The sequence below is a fragment of the Paenibacillus wenxiniae genome (genome assembly GCF_039822605.1).
GTDB lineage: Bacteria > Bacillota > Bacilli > Paenibacillales > Paenibacillaceae > Saccharibacillus > Saccharibacillus wenxiniae.
On sequence record NZ_JBCGUH010000003.1, the window covers coordinates 446,683 to 464,388 of the forward strand.

General features: G+C 49.9%; 11 protein-coding genes and 1 riboswitch. Of the genes, 1 reads left to right on the forward strand and 10 read right to left on the reverse strand.

What is annotated here, in order from left to right; all coding sequences use genetic code 11:
* Positions 1 to 363 precede the first annotated feature (363 nt).
* Positions 364 to 1,461, reverse strand: a complete 1,098-nt coding sequence (gene rlmN, locus AAHF22_RS07905; protein ID WP_347324450.1) for a dual-specificity RNA methyltransferase RlmN — start codon at positions 1,459 to 1,461, stop codon at positions 364 to 366.
* A gap of 423 nt (positions 1,462 to 1,884) precedes the next feature.
* Between rlmN and AAHF22_RS07910 the strand changes: the two genes are divergently transcribed.
* Positions 1,885 to 3,288: an amino acid permease gene (locus tag AAHF22_RS07910; RefSeq protein ID WP_347324451.1), complete on the forward strand. Its 1,404-nt coding sequence runs from the start codon at positions 1,885 to 1,887 to the stop codon at positions 3,286 to 3,288.
* 135 nt (positions 3,289 to 3,423) lie between these two features.
* Here AAHF22_RS07910 and AAHF22_RS07915 read toward each other — a convergent pair whose 3' ends face one another.
* The 9 genes from AAHF22_RS07915 to AAHF22_RS07955 form a co-directional block, all read right to left on the reverse strand.
* Positions 3,424 to 5,277 (reverse strand): carbon starvation CstA family protein, encoded by a 1,854-nt coding sequence (locus tag AAHF22_RS07915; RefSeq protein ID WP_347324452.1) that lies wholly within the window; start codon positions 5,275 to 5,277, stop codon positions 3,424 to 3,426.
* A gap of 171 nt (positions 5,278 to 5,448) precedes the next feature.
* Positions 5,449 to 6,177, reverse strand: a complete 729-nt coding sequence (locus AAHF22_RS07920; RefSeq protein ID WP_347324453.1) for a LytR/AlgR family response regulator transcription factor — start codon at positions 6,175 to 6,177, stop codon at positions 5,449 to 5,451.
* Positions 6,152 to 7,933 (reverse strand): LytS/YhcK type 5TM receptor domain-containing protein, encoded by a 1,782-nt coding sequence (locus tag AAHF22_RS07925; protein ID WP_347324454.1) that lies wholly within the window; start codon positions 7,931 to 7,933, stop codon positions 6,152 to 6,154. Before AAHF22_RS07925 ends, AAHF22_RS07920 begins: the two co-directional genes overlap by 26 nt.
* A 106-nt stretch (positions 7,934 to 8,039) precedes the next feature.
* Entirely contained in the window at positions 8,040 to 8,822 is a 783-nt protein-coding gene (locus AAHF22_RS07930) for a cyclase family protein (protein WP_347324455.1), read from the reverse strand.
* Positions 8,823 to 9,469: 647 nt separating this feature from the next.
* Complete coding sequence (locus AAHF22_RS07935) at positions 9,470 to 10,204, reverse strand: energy-coupling factor transporter transmembrane component T family protein (protein ID WP_347324456.1); 735 nt, start codon at positions 10,202 to 10,204, stop codon at positions 9,470 to 9,472.
* Positions 10,201 to 11,847, reverse strand: a complete 1,647-nt coding sequence (locus AAHF22_RS07940; protein WP_347324457.1) for an ABC transporter ATP-binding protein — start codon at positions 11,845 to 11,847, stop codon at positions 10,201 to 10,203. The genes AAHF22_RS07935 and AAHF22_RS07940 overlap by 4 nt, the downstream gene beginning before the upstream one ends.
* Positions 11,825 to 12,427 (reverse strand): ECF transporter S component, encoded by a 603-nt coding sequence (locus AAHF22_RS07945; protein ID WP_347324458.1) that lies wholly within the window; start codon positions 12,425 to 12,427, stop codon positions 11,825 to 11,827. Before AAHF22_RS07945 ends, AAHF22_RS07940 begins: the two co-directional genes overlap by 23 nt.
* Positions 12,424 to 13,128: a thiaminase II gene (gene tenA, locus AAHF22_RS07950; protein ID WP_347324459.1), complete on the reverse strand. Its 705-nt coding sequence runs from the start codon at positions 13,126 to 13,128 to the stop codon at positions 12,424 to 12,426. Before tenA ends, AAHF22_RS07945 begins: the two co-directional genes overlap by 4 nt.
* A 341-nt stretch (positions 13,129 to 13,469) precedes the next feature.
* A riboswitch (TPP riboswitch) is annotated at positions 13,470 to 13,572 on the reverse strand.
* 125 nt (positions 13,573 to 13,697) lie between these two features.
* Entirely contained in the window at positions 13,698 to 17,687 is a 3,990-nt protein-coding gene (locus tag AAHF22_RS07955) for an S-layer homology domain-containing protein (protein ID WP_347324460.1), read from the reverse strand.
* Positions 17,688 to 17,706: the final 19 nt, after the last annotated feature.

Here is a 17,706-nt window from a genome sequence, read left to right on the forward strand (position 1 = left end):
TCACGGGAGCCAGCTCATCTTTATCATAATAGTGGGCCAAAAGAAGGAGCTACACGTCGTCTTGTTCCTACTCTTTGGATTTATTTTCACATATCTTGCCGTATTCGTATAGATCAAATGATAGGTTTTTAGTTTAATCGCTTAAATTATTTGTTATATCTTTATCGGAATTTGTTGAAGGATTTCAAATACGTAATTGAAAAAAATGCTGGGGATAAAATGAGTTACATGGAGTGCTGAATGGCTGTAGATTTATTTGTGGCGCGGATCAGCTTATTTTGTATCCGAAAAAACCACCGGTACTTGTACCGATGGCTTTTTCAGAAACCCATATAGAATGTAAACATACAATATTGCGGGGGATTATCCGCTAATGAGCGTCGTCGAATCATGTTCACGGCTACGTTCTGCTTTTTTCATCTGTTTACTGCGTAATTGTCCGCATGCGGCGTCGATATCGGTGCCATGTTCCATACGAACGGTACAGTTGATGCCGTTCTTTTTGAGTACATCATAAAATGCGAGAATATCTTCCTGCTTACTGCGCTGATACTGGCTATGCTCATCGACCGGATTGTACGGGATCAGATTGACGCTGGTCATCTGTTTCTTGTCGGCGAGCAGGGCTGCCAGTTCGTGTGCTTGCTCGACCTGATCATTCACACCTTGCAGCAGGATGTACTCCATCATAATGCGGCGATTCGTTTTTTGCAGGTAGTAGTCGACCGCATCCATCAGTTGCTCTAACGGGAAAGCGCGGTTAATTTTCATAATGCGTGTACGCAGTTCATTGTTTGGCGCGTGCAGCGACAGTGCCAGATTCACGAGCAGATCGCTATCTGCGAACTCACGGATTTTGTCAGGCAAGCCACTGGTAGACACGGTAATCCGTTTCGGGGCGATGACAAGTCCTTTTTGATCTTTGACGATATTGATAAAATCGACCATATTCTCGAAATTATCAAATGGCTCGCCAATGCCCATCACGACGATATGCGTTACAAGCTTGCCTTCGCCCTGTTCGTCCAGATGCTGTTGCACCTTCATGATCTGCTCGACGATCTCACCTGCGTTCAGGTCACGGCTTTTTTTGATCAGCCCGCTCGCACAGAAGCTGCACCCGATATTACAGCCTACCTGTGTGGTGACACAGACGGATTGACCGTATTTCTGACGCATGAGCACTGTTTCGATCAGATTGCCATCTTGCAAACGAAGCAGGAATTTCACTGTACCGTCGGATGCTTCTTGCTTCACATGTTCTTCCAATGTACGCATGCTAAAATGCTCTGCCAGCAACGTGCGACATTCCTCACGCACGTCCATATCTTCAAAGCGCATCACGCGCTGCTTGTACAGACTGTTCCAAACTTGAACCGAGCGCGAACGCTTCTGTCCGTGTTGCTCCAGCCAATCTGCCAGCTGGACCATCGTTAATCCGTATATGGATGGTTTATTCATTGTCCTGTCCTCTTTTCTGTTACCCGCGGCGTCGCCTGTGTACAGCTCCACCGTCCGAGTACATATGTCCTTCCACTGCCCTATATATGCAAAATTCATCCGATTGTCACAATAAAACGCAGTACAGGTCCAGCCCTTGTTGCAGCTAGACCCATACCGCTCATGCCCTCTATTGTCCCAAAATTCGTACATGAAAACAATAGAAAACGTACAATTCATCGTTCAAATTTTAGAAAGTTCACCGATTTTCACAAAAAACACTCTTTCGCTTTACCAGAGAAAAGTGTATAGTAGAAAACTGTCCTATGTTTTTGACAGGCGCAAGCTACCTAATAAAGATGAGGGCAACAGAGAAATGATTTTATGTGAATCAATAAATAATGAATAGGTATCCATGTTGATGGAATGGAAGGAGTCTTATAGATGAGTCAAAATAGAGTTGGATTCTGGATTCTGACCGCCCTTGTCGTGGGCAATATGGTCGGCTCCGGGATCTTTATGCTGCCGCGTTCACTGGCAGAAGTATCGAATCCAGCAGGCACAGTGCTGGCATGGGGTGTGACCGGATTTGGCGTACTCATGCTGGCACTTGTGTTTGGCAATCTGGCATTGCGTAAGCCGGAATTAAGCGGTGGGCCGCAAATTTATGCGAAAGAGCTGTTTCCGAATAGTCCGGTACTGTCGCTGCTGTCTGGCTTTATGTCCTCATGGGGCTACTGGGTCGGTAATGTGGCAGGCTTTGTGGCGGTTATTACGACCTTTTCCAGTTATTTGTCTACCTTTATACCCGCGATGAAAAGTGAGGCGGTCTGGTTTACGATCGGCAGTCTGGATATTAAAACCGGTAATGCGCTGAACTTTATCGTCTGCTCATTATTATTATGGGGTACACATGCGCTTGCGCTGCGCGGAATTGAAGGCGCAGGCAAAATGAATCTGCTCGCTACAGCGACAAAGGTAATCGGGTTTGCACTGTTTATTGTGATCGCGTTATTTGCGTTTCAAGAGGCGAATATCGGGCCATTTGCCGCTCCGCATGTGAATGCAGACGGACAAACGGTAAGCTTACTGTCACAGGTAAATAGTGCAGCGGTGGTGACACTGTGGGCATTTATCGGGGTCGAATCAGCGATGGTATTCGCGGCACGGGCAAAGCGTAAGCAGGATGTATCACGCGCCACGATGGTCGGTTTGCTGATCGCGCTGGCGTTGTATGTGGGCATTAGTATTTTGACGATGGGTCTGTTGCCAGGCGACCAGCTCCAGCAATCGCAAAATCCACTCGTCGATGCGATGAGCGCGGTGCTAGGTCCAAGCGGCGGTTATTTGCTAGCTGGACTGGGATTGATCAGTTTGATCGGCTCCACGATTGGCTGGGTACTGCTCAGTGCGGAAGTGCCGTATGAAGCGGCACGTCAGGGTGTATTTTTACGTCCATTTCGCGATGTGAATAGCAAAGGGATGCCGCGGCTGTCATTATGGATATCGAACGGACTTGGACAGCTGTTGATCTTCTCCACGATCTCCGGCTCGATCTCGCAGGCGTTTGATTTTATTATTGCGATTGCAACGCTGGCATATCTGGTGCCTTATCTGATCTCAGCCTTGTATCAGCTGCGACTGGTCGTGACGGGTGAGGGTTATGGCGTCAACGAAAGTCGAGTGCGCGATGGGATCATTGGCGTACTGGCGATGGTGTACTCGGTATGGGTCATTTATGCGGGGACGGCGGATTGGAAGACGTTCGGGTTTGGTGTGTTGATGATTGTGAGTGGGATTGTGTTTTATCCGTTGTTGCTCAAGCAGCTTCGGGTGAAGCAGGTTTGAATGGTGTGAGCACTTCTTTAATAAAAAATAGCAAAAACCGGACAGCGGTGAGAGACTGCTGTCCGGTTTTTAGTATGCACAAATGGGTTGTTCTTTAGCCTACTTTAACATTTAGCTATAGTTTATTTGTATGCTTTAAGACTGCGACGAAGAAGCCAGTACAACAGGCTCTGCCTTCCCATCCACCTTACCTACCTCCTGTGCTTTCAACCCTTTCGGATCGCTCCACAGCTCACGCCATTTGAGAATCGCAGTGATCAGGATGACCGCTCCCAGAATGAGCATAATGATCGACAGTATCCCATTCAGCACGCTATAACCGCTTGATTCAGAATTGAGGTAGACGTTTCGTACCATCCAGTAGCCAGCATAGTTGACCGTTACATACAGATACGCCAGTGGGATGAGACAGGTGAGCATATATCTTCGTTTATCGGCGAATTTTAAAATGACGGTCGCGCCGATGATCAGTCCAATCGATGCCATGAGCTGGTTGGATACGCCGAACAGTGCCCAGATGGAGCTAATATCGCCGGAGAACAGCAGGTAGCCCCAGGATAGACAGGCGAGTGCACTTGCCAGTATCGCGCCAGGCATCCAATCCAATCGTTTGAGCGGCTTATAAAATTCACCGAAAAAGTCCTGAATCAGATAACGTGATACACGTGTACCCGCATCGACCGCTGTTAAAATAAATACCGCTTCGAACAAAATCACGAATTGGAAGAAGTACGCGGCCAACGTTTCAAACCACGGGATACTTTTGAAAATGTACGTCATACCGACCGCCAGTGTGACCGCACCACCGGTACGTCCTTCCAGATTGATGCCAATCTCACGGCTTAGCTCTGCCAGATGCACCGTCTGCATGCCGAGTGTCTGGAACACTTCCGGCTTGGAGTTAATCGCAAAATAGTCACCCGGTTGCAGGGCAATCGCGGCGATTAGCGCCATCACGGCAACGAGACATTCCACCAGCATCGCGCCAAAACCGACCGACTTGATATCCGTCCAGCGCATTAACATTTTCGGCGTCGTACCTGAGCCGACAAAGGCATGGAAGCCTGAAATGGCACCACAGGCAATCGTGATCGAGATGAACGGCCATACTGGCCCTGCCAGAATCGGGCCGCCGCCATGAATAAATTCCGTAACAGCAGGGAACGATATCGCCGGATTGACGATAAAGACACCGATGACAAGCGCAACGAACACGCCAATTTTCATAATACTGCTTAAATAATCGCGTGGTGCCAGCAGCAACCAGACCGGCAGCGCCGCCGCAAAAAATGCGTATACAGGCAGCAAAATCGCTAGCGTGGACATTTCCAGCGTCAGCCATTGCCCCAATACCGAATGCTGGATGAAGGGACCGACTGCCACGCCAACCATGATCAGTAAGAAGCCGACAATTGAAGGCGTTTTCAAATCTCCAGTGCGTTTATAATACAATCCAACTGCCATCGCAATCGGGATCGTAATACCCACTGCAAATGTACCCCACGGGTTCCGTTCCAATGCATGCAATACGACCAGGGATAGCCCTGCCATCGTAATGGTAATAATGAACAGCATCGCCAGACCGGTACAGAAGCCAGCTACAGGACCAAGCTCTTTTTTCGCCACTTCGGATAGAGATTGTCCATCCTTGCGCATCGAAGCAAACAGTACGACCGCATCATGCACCGCACCACCAACAACCGCACCGACCAGCAACCAGATCAATCCGGGCAAATATCCGAACTGTGCCGCAAGAATCGGCCCTACGAGCGGCCCGGCTGCGGCAATCGCAGCAAAATGATGTCCAAATGAAACCACTTTACTCGTGGGCACATAATCTTTACCGTCTTCCAGCTTATAGGCTGGCGTCTGGGTTTGCTCGTCCATTTGCTTCAGTTTGAGTACCTTGACTGCCATAAATGTTCCGTACAGTCGGTAGGCAATGAGCAGTACACAGATTGTGCCGATCATAATTGGAATTGCACTCATATCATCGTTCCTCCCTTTTCGCCTTACAGCTTGCCTTTAATCTCGTCTCTAGCTTAAAGATAGCAAATGTAAGCGTAATCATAAGGGTTTCACGCTGACTTACCGGATTTCAAGGATGAGTTGCAGCAATCGCTTCCCCAGTTGCAATTGTTCCAAGCGGATTACATTGAATTAAAAGCCAAGCTGCTCGCGCAGTTGCTTCACATAGCTGCGACTAACCGGAATACGCGAATTGTCGCTCATCACGAGCAGATAGGTCGAGTTAAACCACGGCTGAATCTCGGTAATGCCGGACAGATTGACAATATAATTACGATGCACACGCATAAATCGCGCCGGGTCCAGCCGTCGCTCCATATGGGCAAGCGGTTCATTGAGTGTGAATCTGCCCTGCGCTGTAGCGATCACCACTTTCCCTTCCTCCGAACTGAGCGCAATCATCTGCTCCAGATCCAGCATGAGGATGCGGTCTTCGACCGAGACAGCAAGCTTTTTGAGCAGTGGACGTGGAAATGTAGGCGCTGGAATCGCAGGCTCCTGTTTTAGACGTAGGAGCTTATCCAGCGCCTGCCGAATGCGCCGCTCATCAAATGGCTTGAGCACATAATCAATCGCATTCAGATCAAACGCCTGTAACGCATATTCGTCAAATGCCGTTGCAAAAATGACCGCAGGCGGCTTGGGCAGATCAAGTAGTTGTCTGGCTAGCTCCAATCCGCTATGCTCCGCCAGCTCAATATCGAGGAAAACCAGTTCCGGTTGCAAGCGTACAATGTCTGCATAAGCTTGCTCCAGCGCTTCGGCTTCGCCGATCACTTCGACCATTTTGCTACGTTTGAGTAAATAGACCAGTTCATCCCGTGCCAGTGGCTCGTCATCTACGATAAATGCTGTTAGCATGTACGTTGCCCCCTTCCTGATATTGTAGCGGCAGCACGATCTGGATCAATGTCCCTTCTCCTTCGGTGCTCTGAATCGCGAAGTTCGCCGTATGGCGATAAATCCCCTCCAACCGCTCCCGAATATTGCACAGTGCTGTACCGCTACCCTCGCTTGCTAGATTCGCTTCATGACCGAGCCAGGCAAGCCGGTCGGCAGCAATGCCGGTTCCGTTATCCGCCACCGCCACCAATAGCTCGCCAGATTGACTGCGCACCGTGACCCGAATCGAACCACGTGTTTGCAAGCGGCGGAAGCCGTGCCGCACGGCATTTTCCACCAGCGGCTGGATAATAAAAGGCGGCACCTGAACCTGTTCAAGCCCCGGCTCAATATCCAGCTCGACCGTATATTTATCTGGAAACCGTGCCTGCTCTAATTGGAGATACGCTTCCACATATTCCAGCTCTTTATGCAATGGAATTAGCAGTTGCTGTGCACCCTGTAAATTGCTGCGGAAAAAGGTGCCCAGTTCCAGCAACAAGCGACGTGCGCGCTCAGAATCGGTACGGCAGAGCACGGAGATCGTATTGATCGCATTAAATAGAAAATGCGGGTGCACCTGTGCCTGTAACGCCTTGATGCGTGCCGTTTTGAGCAGGGCGCTCTGCTGCTCTGCCTCCGCCAGTTCTAGCTGTGCGGAGAACAGCTTGCCCAATCCCTCAGCCAGCTCCTCCTCCACCTTACTCAGATGATTTGCCTGACAAAAGTACAGCTTCAGCGTGCCCACCGCCTCGCCGTGTACGAGCAATGGCAGCACGATCGCTGCTTCGAGTGGACATCCTCGATGCGAGCAGCGAATATCCTTTGGCAATCGTGCCAGCATCAATCTGCCTTGCTCCAGCACCGTTCGTGTCAATCCCGTGCTCACCTCCTGCCCGGCAATATGGTGATCCGCCGCCGCACCAACATGTGCCAGAATATGCGTCCGATTGGTGATAGAGATCGCATCTGCTTCTGTCAAACGCAGCAAAATATGCGCCGCTTCCCGGCAGGAATCCGGGTTCAAGCCCTGCCGAAAAAACGGCAGTGTTCGATCTGCAATATGAAAAGCCAGATGCGTCTGTGTCGCACTCTGACGTTCCTGTTCTTTTACAATCGAACGAATAATGACCATAAACAGCAATGTACCCAATCCATTGAGCAAAATCATCGGCACACCAATCGTCTGTACAAGCATCACCGCTGCGTCATACGGCTTGGAAAAGAGCAAAATGAGCAGCATTTCCACCGCTTGCATCGCCATCCCGACCAGCGCCGCAAACCACGGTGGAATGAGACCATGACGACGATACCCGTTGCCAAGCAAACCGGAGACGATGCCTGCAAGCACAGACGATATCGCACATTCCAACGCCGTAAAGCCGCCGAGTGGATAACGATGTAGCCCTGCCACCAGTCCAACACCGAGACCGACCAGCGGCCCACCGAGCAAACCGCCAATACTCACGCCCATAATGCGTGTATTGGCAATCGCATTGTCAGAATCGACCTGATTCAGCCAGCTTTGTGAAACGACCTCGCTCAGATGAATCTCAATACCGGTATAGTTGCTGATCACGCCAAACAGACCAAATACCGCGATGAGCAGCAACGAACCGAAGCGTCCGCGCCGATTGGAAATCATTTGCCGGAATATTCTAAATTGAGACAGCACAAAAGCGAGAATGATCAAAATTCCGACACGCTCCAGCATTAACGGTAACAGGTGAATCATCGTCTCGCCTCCCTTGTAGGGTCATGTGCTGTATGAAGTCATTGTAGTAAGTCGTATCGCCATTTTAGCATGTAAGCGGATACGGTTGTATATATGGATTGTTTTCTTACACTTCATCCACGATGGCCACCGGTCTTGCCCAGCCTGCGGAAGCTTTTTCGATTTTGACGGGGAAGGCCATGACCTGAAAGCCGTAGGATGGAAGTTGGTCGAGATTAGCGAGCTTTTCGATCTGGCAATAAGGGATCGTGCTACCCGCGTAATGGCCTTCCCAGATGATCGAAGGGTCCTGTTGTTCGGCATAACGACGGGCGGTGTGGGCAAATGGGGCATCCCAGCTCCATGCGTCAGTGCCAACAAGACGCACACCGCGTTCGGTTAAATACAGGGTAGCTTCGCGTCCGAAACCGCAGCCTTTGAGCATAAAATCGTCTTCGCCGTATCGTTCGCCCGCGGAAGTATGAACAAGCACAACGTCGCCGGGTTGTAATTCATGTCCAATGCGCACTAACTCCTGCTGAATTTCGGCAGCGCTCACGATATGACCATCTGGCAAATGGCGGAAATCGAGCTTCACACCGGGTCCATAAAACCAGTCCAATGGGACTTCGTCAATCGTCATCATCGGCTGACCCTCATCGGTCATGGAGCGGTAATGATACGGTGCATCGACATGGGTGCCCACATGAGTCGTTACGCGAAGCTGCTCAATTGCCCAGCCTTCACCGCCGGGCAGATCATCCTTTGTCAGTCCGGAAAATCCAGCCAGTAGTTGCTGAGCGCCTTGCTGATGGGAGATGTAGTCAATTTCCGGCAAACCGCCAGGTGGGTCAGAGGCGATTCCTGCTTTAAGTGTTACCGATAGATCAATCAAACGTTTTCCGTTCATGGCTCGTTCCTCCAATGGATTATCATTTGGGATGATTGGCTTGAAGCTAACCGGTCTGTGCGAACAGGTCTATGCGCTTCGAGATATATCTTCATTTCTGATTGTAGGGAATCGGCTCATCGGGGGCAAGGAGCATCATAACTTTTTATGTATGGCGCGAATTTTGCTTATTTTTTTAGGCTTCTCATCTATTGACCTTCAATATCTGTAGTTAACATCAATGATTAAAATCATTACAATCTATACGCTTCATCCTTGCTCCCCATGACTGGATAGCTGAAATGCACACGAAAAGGACGCCGCTTTGACAGCAGTGTCCTTTTGTTCTAGCAAAGTTAATTGGAGTTCGAGTACATTTGCTTTTACTTTTAGCATTTTTAGTCCCGGTGAATGTACGTTCAGTTTTAGTAAATATACTTTCCGTTCTAGTAAATGTACTTGCGGCTCTCACAGGTTTACTTTGGATTTGAGCAAATGTAGTTTGTGCATTCCGTTTTTCCGCATGATTGAATTTAGACGTATCGATTCATGCTGCCTGCTCTCCAACCGCCTTACTTTCTACAATGGGATTCTACCCGTATCCTGTAAAGTCACAAGTATGTTTTCTGTTGCTTCTATACTTTTGTATCTTTTCTATTTCTGCCCATCTACAGCAACACGATCAACAACGTCGTCACACCAAGCAATGCCACCGCATACACCACATCACGCCGTGCCACCAGCGGATGAACATAATATGTGCGCTCACGCGTGCCGGTAAAGCCTCTTGCTTCCATCGCAATCGCAATTCGCTCTGATTTGCGTACGCCCTGGCTGAACAGAGGCAGCGCATAACGCAAAAACGCTTTTCCTCCACCTCCATGACGATAGCCGCGCACACGATGGGCAATCTTCATCTGGTGCAGTTCACTTTGAAAAAGGGGGATAAAGCGAAAGCCTGCCAGCATACCATAGGCCCATTTGGGCGACAAGCGCAGCTGGTGGATCAGGCTCATCATGAGCCGGTTCAGCTCGGTTGTGGATGTGAACAGCATGCCATAGGTGACAAAACCGAGCATACGCAATCCGATCAATAAACCGTTGTTCAAGCTCTCTGTCGTGACGCGAAACCATGCCCATTGCCAGAGTACATGCTCTCCTTTACCAAATGCCGCCAGCATCCAGCAAACGAGCACGAAGAATAGCGTATACGGCAGCAAACGGCGTAGCAGATACCCCGGTGTCCAGCCACCAATGCTTATGCCGATAGCAACGGCAACGAGCCAGATCGCAAGCGTCAGAATCGGGTCATGAATCGCCATAAGCACCGCCATCACGATCACATGGACGATCAGTTTGCAGGACGGATTAAGGGTCGATAACCAGGAGCCATTACTTTTCATATCATATGTCGCTCCTTCCGCTCCAAATGCAGGCGATACGGCAGCGGTGCTTCGATTACACTCTGCTGTAACAGCTGTCGATTCAAAAACAGCCGCAGCGGATCGCCATCATACACAATGCTACCCTGCTGAAATAACAACACTCGATCGGCATATTGATCGACCAGCTCCATATCATGCGTAACCATCACAATCGTTGTGCCCTCTTGCTGACGTCGATGCAGGCGACCGACCAGCTCTGCTGCTGTACGTGCATCCTGTCCAAAGGTCGGTTCATCGAGCAGTAAAAGCTCCTGATCAAATAACAGCATCGTCGCCACACTTAAACGGCGCTTTTGACCGAGACTGAGCGAGAACGGATGCTCCTCCCGCAGCTCTTCCAATCCAAATTCGCGCAGCAATTGTAGCGTCCGCTCTTCCAGTTGCTGTTCATCCCATCCGCGTTCTCGTCCGCCAAAAGCGATTTCATCGTAGACCGTATCGGTGACAAATTGCAGCTCTGGATTTTGAAAAACAAAGCCTGCCCGTGCATACAGCTCTCGATCTGACCATTTGCGCAGCTCTTTACCGTGAAAATGTACTCGCCCTGATAGCGCAGGTACAAGCCGCAGCAAGCTTTTCAAAAAAGTGCTTTTGCCACTGCCATTTTCACCGACGATAGCGATCCATTGTCCCGGCGAGAAGGCTACGTCTACGCCTTGCATGACTGCCTTACGCCCGTATCCGATCGCAAGCTGCTCGGTTTGGATCAACATGGAGGCAGCGTCCGTCGTTGTCACCGTAGACCGAGTGTCCGACGGTAACTGCATCTGATCATGCTGCGCCATGCGCTGCTGTAGCTGTTGCGTGAGCTGTACCGCGAGCGGATGCGCCGGATGATGGCATACATCCTCCCAATGATACGGGAATAGCTGTGGCAACCATATGCCTGCTTCCACCATGTCCTGCCGATACTTCGTCATCATCTCCACAGGTTCGCCCTCTGCTATCAATCGCCCCTGTCCATCCAGCAAAATAACCCGATCCATCCACTCGATACACCCATCCAGCACATGCTCAACGATGATCATCGTATGATTAGACGCATCGCCAAGCTGGCGTAGCAAAGTGAACACTTCATTACGACTGGCAGGATCGAGCTGGGCGGTCGGCTCATCGAAAAAAAGTACCTCCGGCTCTAACGCAAGCAAACACGCCAGTGCCAGCCGTTGCTTCATCCCGCCGGATAATGTCTCAATCGGCGTATGACGCGGAATACGCAATCCAACCTGCTCCATCGCCCGGTCGATAAGTGGCTCCATCTCTTCACGCGGCACGGAACGATTTTCCAAACTAAAGGCGATCTCCTCATCGACATGCAACATGCAAAATTGCGTATCCGGGTCCTGAAACATCACACCACAGGCAGGCTGACGATACACCTCCCCTTCCAGCTCCGCTTCCATATGCTCAGGAATAATTCCGGCGAGCACCGATAATAACGTCGACTTGCCGCTGCCACTTGGTCCGAGAATGAGCACCTTTTCCCCCTGACGAATATGGACGTTCAATCCATGCAGTACCGGTCGCTCCTGACTGTAAAAGCGTACCGATAATCCATCACAGCCGAGATACTTTGCCTTATGAACCGGTTGGAAGACCATTGCCTGTTCCTCTTCTGCGACGCGACTTCATCATTTCATACGAATTTAGCACACCGGTACGCGCCAGCGCTTCAACTACAATCTTGGCAAGCAGTCCGCCCAGCAGGATGCCACTCACGACCTGAATGCCGAGCGTCAGCCAGAACATCGTCATCGTGTAATAGCCCATTCCATTCGCAATCACGCTGTAAATCATACTGCCAACCGCAGCCAATGCGCCGGATAACATCAGCGTCCACACATTAAAGCGACGATAGCCAAAAATCGCAAATGCCAGCTCTGCCCCCAGTCCTTGAAATACCCCGATCAGCAGCGCCGACAAACCAAAATGACTCCCGGTCAGCATCTCAACCGCTGCCGCTGCCACTTCAGCAATAAGCGCGGCTCCCGGCTTGCGGATAATATACGCCACAATCGGACTGGCAATGACCCAGATACCAAACATAAAGCCTGCTCCTACCGGCCCAACGAGCGCAGAGATCGGAATCCATAGTGTAGACCAGCCCAGATATACTACCCCACATGCCACAGACAAAATGACCGCGAGCACGACCTCCTTCATATTCCACGTCCGGCTCATGCGCGTGTCACCTCCACCGCATCATGCTCATTCAGCGGCACCGGCCAATCTTCCAGCGTGTACGCCATATCCCAGAACAGATATTCATACTGGCAGCTCAAAATAAAATGGCGCTTCATCCGCTCCCGATGCTCTAGTGTTGTACGCGCTGCAATTTCATCCAATCGCTGGCAAAAGCGCTCGGTAATCGTATCGGTGCGATTACCATAAAAGTCGATCCACTCGTAAAATGGATGCGTGGCATCTGGCTTCACTTCATCCAGCAGACGCTTGCCAATTTCCCAGTATGTCCACGGGCAGGGTAGCAATACCGCCAAAATATCACCCAGATCGCCTTCCTGTGCTGCGGTGAGCATATGCCGAATATAGTTGTGCGCCGACGGTGCCAGCGGATAACCTTGCAATTGCTCGTAGGGTACACCTGCTATCTCACAAAAGTTATTGTGCGGATGAATCTCGCTATGCAGTACAAAGCCAATCTGCTCATTAAACATCGCCATATCGTCACGATGCTGGCATTTGGCAATCGCCGTACCATAAATGCGCATAAATGCATTTAAATATTCAAAATCCTGCTTCACATAATGTACTAACTGCTCCGGCTTTAACGTCCCTTCCGCAATCCCACGTACAAAAGGATGGGCATAAATCGCCTCAAATACCGGATCGGCTGCCTGTCTAATTTCTTTTGAAAAACTCATCATTTCCTCGCTCCTTTTCAAGTAAAAGTAATCGGAAAGAGCCTCCCTGAGCTAGTAGCGTACGATATTTTGCTGTGCAAAAATCCTTTTCATCGCATCACGTGTTAGGAGACCGCTAACACTAGATCAGTGCGATATTTTGCTGCGCAAAAATCCTTTTCATTGCACCTCGTGTTAGTAGATCGCTAACACTAGTAGCGTACGATATTTTGCTGCGCAAAAATCCTTTTTCATTGCACCCCGTGTTAGGAGATCGCTAACACTAGATCATACAATGTTTTGCGACGCAAAAAAGCCGCTCCATATGGAGCGGCAGTATAAACGGCATAGATGATCCTATCCCTGCACGGTCTCCACTTTCCTACGCTAGTACGAACTAGATCAGGTTCCAAGGGTCCGAGGCAATCTCGTCTCAGCCAGTATATGGCTCCCCTAGTGGTCTTTCTCGTATAAGTCCTGCATCTCCCCTAACGAAGCGGATGACAGCAGAGCTGTTTGATTGCTTTTTACTCTACACAGCACGATTACGTCTGTCAAGCAGATCAACGACCGAGCAGGTGAGAAACGGCTTATTTTATAAACATATACGTGTCTTTCGGATACTTGCTCCACTCATACGATAAGTTAAACTGATTGGAACCATACCCGATACCGTCTTTACGTAAAATGGTTCCGCCGTTAGACAGGATTGGATTTTTTGAATTCGGATCACCGAGCACATCCAGCACGGTGTTGCCTCGCTTCAGAACAATACCTGTAATATTGTAATCGGCTGTTGAAGCGAACATCACCTCGTCATTATAATAAGACGCAGACGTAATATCAAAGAAATCGTAAAAGTTCGAATTTAGCACAATATAGTTCATTCCTTGTGAACTACCGTCGTACAGGAGCGGAAGATTAAAGCTGCTGATCGTATTGGTGTTTTTCGTCCACTTATAAAACGTCAGGCTGTAATCTTTATTTTTGCTTGCAGCCGAGCTTGTATTCATCAATAGCACCGTACGTCCATTTGAACCTTCTACATATTGCGAGAAATACATATCCTTCGTCGTTACCGGGTCCTGCTTCACTGCGAATACGACAGCTCGTCCATCTGCACCGATTACCCATTGCAGCACAGGCAGTGAGGTCAATGACAGTGACGTATTGTTCAGAGGCGTTGGGCCTGTAAAGGTAGAATCGGCTGTACCCATATACATCGTGAAGGAATTCTGTCCTGGGAACAGATCAGACAGATCATAATTCACGGAATTCATACCATATTTCATATTCACGGTAATGATAGACGTGTTCATTAGCAATGCATTATGCACCTTGAGCGTGTATTGAACCGTGCCGCCAGCCCCATCGTCTGCTGTAATGATCACATTCGTTACACCGCTGATCGCGCCTGCTTTGAGCGTGAGCATATTGCCACTAATCGATGCATTAGCCACATCCGTATTGCTGGAAGTCAGCGTATACGTTAATACGTCTCCATCCTCATCACTGAACAGTTGACTCAGATCGTAATTGCGATCATTCGTTACGCCCGGCGTAAGCATTTGCTCTGAAACCGAAGCGACAACGGTTGGTGCATGATTGATTTTTACAACCTGCACGGCAAAGGAAGAGCTATTGCGGCGACCGTATTTATCGTAAACGTCAAACGTAACGGTCGTATTGCCAAGCTGAATCGGCGTGAGCAAAATACGCGCATTGCCCGTCGATACGGTTGCGGTCGAATGATCATACGTATCTGCGGTCACACTGATCGAATCTGGATCGATATTTTGTAAATACGGCAGCAAACCGAACCATACTGGCGGTTTGCTCAGATTAACAATTTGCAACGGAATGAACGAGATCGAAGCTTCCTCTAATACCGTTACTGGAATATTCGTGTTGATCTCGCCACCACGCCCATCGCGTGCATACACCTTAATCGATGTTATGCCTGCTGTGCCTGGCGTTATGCTAAGCTTGTTTGCATTTACCGAGGTATGAACTGCATATACATCGGATGATACCGCTTCATACGTCAGTGTATCATCGTCTGGATCAGAGAACAGTGTGGACAGATCCACCTCGGTGGCTGAGCGTCCAACAATTAGAGTCACTGCCTGCGGTGTATGGGCCACCACTGGACTGCGATTCGGGGCTGGCAATACAGTAACGAGCAGCTCGGCGACCGTTTCACCACCACGTCCATCCTTTCCCGTAATCGCAATCTTCGTCGTCCCTTCTTTGACTGCGTGCACGGACAGCTGTGTACCACTGAGTGTTGCGCTGGCTATACCTGCATCGATGGATGCGGCGGACAGCTGAATTACGTCCCCATCCGGGTCGGTGAATATGTTGCTCAGGCTAACGGTCTCATCCTCTCCGCGCACGGTGACCGTTACGGGCAGTAATGGTGCCGCAACAGGCTTACGGTTAGGGACAGGCAACACCTCAACCTGAAAGGTCAGCGTCGATTGTCCTTGTACACCATCATCGGTGATCGCATTATCTTTTGCGGTCACCGTTATCATCGCCGTGCCTACCTGTAATGGATCAAGTTGTAGATTGCCGCTGTTATCTAGCGTCAGCTTCGTTACATTAGGCTGACTCACTATAGCACTGTACGTCAATGTGCCTTGCTCTGGATCGGCAAAATAATCGCTCAATGTTAACGATACGCCCGGCTGCTGTAATGTGAGCGTCTGATCTGGCGCATTAGTGACAACCGGGTTGCCATTTACCGTTACTTTAAATGTCGTATTGGAGCGCTTGCCTTTGCCATCGTTGGCAGCAACGGTAATGGTAGCTGCGCCTGCGGACAGCATACTAACGGTCAGCTTGCCGCCGCTTACGGATGTTTTGGCAATCAATGACTTGGATGAGGAGGCAGAGTACGTTAATGTATCGCCATCTGGATCGTTAAAATAATTATTCAGATCGATGATTCGATCGGTACTTTTCTCCGTAGCGACCATGTCTTTAATTGGAGCTGTCAATACAGGCGCACGGTTGCTGGAGCCGGAAGAACCGGAACTTGTCGGGCCAGTCGTTGTACCCGGTGAACCCGTTGTCGTCGCTACTCCGGTCACATTGCTGCTCGCTACGCCGGTCGACAGGGATAGATTGCTCACCTGCGTTGTTGAGTTGACACTCACCAGTGCAGATGGATTCGTTACTTGCAATGTCTGTACCGTTCCCGTCGTATTCAGCGCCAGTGCTCCCGCACCGCTCACGGTTAGCTGTGAAATAGAGCTAGTACCGCTCAACTGTGTCGATTGATTGCTGTTCACATTCAGATTCGCCACATTACCCTGTAATTGCACATGGCTAGCACCATTATTCACATTTACTAGCGGCAGTGTGGCACCACTTTCAATATTCGCATTTGTATTCACATTGACGGTAGACACGACCGAGTTCGCGTCCATCACCACATGAACATCCTGCTTGTTCACATTCACATCATTTAGTACAGCACTGTTAAATACGACCGTATTATCGTCTCCACCTTTAACAATGGTCGTACCCTCCACTTGAAGTCCTTCCGAATAAAAGTCATTCGCCACGCTATCCGCAATCGTCAGATTGCCTTGAATATGCGCGTTTAGCAAGGACGTATAATCCCCTGCTACCGTTACATCACCACCAATGACCGTATCGCCTGCATCCAGCTTCATATTACCGCTAAATTCAGCAGCACCTGCTAAAGCTGGCTGACCGGTAGCATGCAGATGTAGCGAACGAACCGCCGTGATCGTGCGTCCGTTTGTATCAAAGGTTAGCCCGGCGCCTTGTAATGCGGCGGCATTACGGTCATTGAGCAGACCTTTCACATTCTGCCCAAGATCATAAGTGATACCGTTGATCTGTACCTGTTGATCCGATACCGTTTGCAGCGTCGAGATACGCTGCTGTGGAAACAGCGCTGACAATAAAATACTTGCTGCATCTGCACGCTTCACAGCGGCTTTAGGCTGTAGCTTGCCACTGAATTCGCTCAATAGCTCATGTTGTGAAGCCGCGATCAGCGATGGAGCCGCCCATTCACTGGCACCGTTCCATTGCTCAGGCAGCTTAGTGTGGGTGTCGACTTCCAGATTAGGCTGCGCGATACGGACCGCCAGTGCGACCAATTCTTGCACCGTTACCGAATCCTGTGGACGGAAACGACCATCACGATCCCCCTGCATCAAGCCTGACCGCTTTACCGCCTCAATGGCAGGCAAACTCCAAGCGGATGCTGCCACATCACGGAATGACGATTGAGGCTGTGCTGGCAATGGCAGCTTCAATGCCTGTACGAGTAATGCCGCCAGCTCCTGACGACTTAATGCTGCCTGCGGACGAAAATGGCCGTCAGGCGCGCCTTGAATTAACCCAACTGCAAGCGCGCGGTTCAACTGCGCCTGTTGTGCGGAAGATAGTCCGCTAATATCATTCCAGCCTTGCGCCGAAGTCAGCGCATTTTGCCATGCAACTGGAGCCGCCTGTGTCACTGCCAGAAACGGTAATGATGGCATCGCAACGAGTAACGCCGCAGCTACTTTCAGCGCAAGCGTTTTATTTTTTTTCATGGACAAGTCCTACCCTTCA

Coding starts and splice junctions, on each gene's coding strand:
- AAHF22_RS07920 (WP_347324453.1), bottom strand. CDS start 6,177: ATGCTAACAGCATTTATCGTAGATGACGAGCCACTGGCACGGGATGAA.
- AAHF22_RS07915 (WP_347324452.1), bottom strand. CDS start 5,277: ATGAGTGCAATTCCAATTATGATCGGCACAATCTGTGTACTGCTCATT.
- AAHF22_RS07945 (WP_347324458.1), bottom strand. CDS start 12,427: ATGAGCCGGACGTGGAATATGAAGGAGGTCGTGCTCGCGGTCATTTTG.
- AAHF22_RS07930 (WP_347324455.1), bottom strand. CDS start 8,822: ATGAACGGAAAACGTTTGATTGATCTATCGGTAACACTTAAAGCAGGA.
- AAHF22_RS07955 (WP_347324460.1), bottom strand. CDS start 17,687: ATGAAAAAAAATAAAACGCTTGCGCTGAAAGTAGCTGCGGCGTTACTC.
- tenA (WP_347324459.1), bottom strand. CDS start 13,128: ATGAGTTTTTCAAAAGAAATTAGACAGGCAGCCGATCCGGTATTTGAG.
- AAHF22_RS07935 (WP_347324456.1), bottom strand. CDS start 10,204: ATGAAAAGTAATGGCTCCTGGTTATCGACCCTTAATCCGTCCTGCAAA.
- AAHF22_RS07940 (WP_347324457.1), bottom strand. CDS start 11,847: ATGGTCTTCCAACCGGTTCATAAGGCAAAGTATCTCGGCTGTGATGGA.
- AAHF22_RS07925 (WP_347324454.1), bottom strand. CDS start 7,933: ATGATTCACCTGTTACCGTTAATGCTGGAGCGTGTCGGAATTTTGATC.
- rlmN (WP_347324450.1), bottom strand. CDS start 1,461: ATGAATAAACCATCCATATACGGATTAACGATGGTCCAGCTGGCAGAT.
- AAHF22_RS07910 (WP_347324451.1), top strand. CDS start 1,885: ATGAGTCAAAATAGAGTTGGATTCTGGATTCTGACCGCCCTTGTCGTG.